The 1,140-nt window shown below is 51.6% G+C and carries 1 protein-coding gene; it reads right to left on the bottom strand.

The window, feature by feature from the left end; translation table 11 throughout:
* Positions 1–1,140: two-component system sensor histidine kinase NtrB (locus tag ACTHSP_RS20695; protein WP_440346845.1), on the bottom strand; the 1,140-nt coding region annotated here is incomplete at both ends.

Raw genomic sequence — 1,140 nt, forward strand, 5'->3', positions numbered from 1 at the left:
AACCCGTTCATTTCAGGGTGATAATGCAGCTGCCCCATATTGGCGTGTGCCAACTCGCGTGCGACGTAAAGCCCCAAGCCGGTGCCTTGTTTTTCGGTAGTGTAAAACGGCTCGAACAAATGATTTCGTACATCAGGCGGCACGCCTTTGCCGTTGTCCGCCACTACGATGGAAATATGCATCCTGCCGCTAGGGCGGATAAGGACGGTAATGGCGTTTTCGTCCTGACGGCTGTGTCGCCACGCATTGTTGCACAAGTTCCACATCACTTGCTGCAAGTGCATAGGATCGACCAATACGGTCAGATTGTTGCCGTCCATATTCATGCGCAGACAGCCGATGGCATCGGGATTGTTCAAGGTAAATTCCTGCTTGAACTCCAACCAGAATTTCATCAGATTAATCGGCTGGCGGCTGATGTTGTCTCGTTTGTTAAACAGGGATACGTCTTCCAACATCTTGTCGATGCGTTGGATATTGCTGTCGATGATGTTGTAGAGCTTGGCCTTGAGCGGGTCTGCCTCATCGCCCTCTTGCAACAAATCGCTGGCATGACGGATGGCGGACATCGGGTTGCGGATTTCGTGGGCAAGGTTGGCAGTCAACTGTCCGAGCGAAGTCAGCTTGGTGGACATGGCCTCCGCAGCCACTTCACGCAATGAGCGGACGTACAACATCAGCAGCTCAGTTTGCTCCTGAATCAGCGGAACGGCACGGACGTGCATGGCGTGTTGGAAAATATGGATATCGGTTTCAAAAGGTTTGTCGGGTTGACGCTGCCAGCGTGCGACCAGTTCGCCAAACACGATTTCCTGCTGATCGATAATCAGACTGGGGAAATAGATTTTTGCCTGCTTGTTAAACAGCCACACGCGTTGGGTCGCATCAATCACCACAACCGCTTCCTGAACGCGGTTCAAAACCAAATGGTTCAAGCCGCTGATACGGCGGTATGCCAGTTGATGGCGGCTGGCGGACTCTGTAGCCTGCTCCAAATAACGGGCGGCAAACGATGTCAACATTGCCACCAGATAGCCTGCGCCGATCAGCATCAAAGAATTCGCCATTGATTTCGCGTCCCAATTAAACGAATCGAAACGCATACTGCCGTCTAAAAACAGGTTCAAAATAAACAACATT

This window comes from Neisseria sp. P0001.S005 (assembly GCF_051963715.1).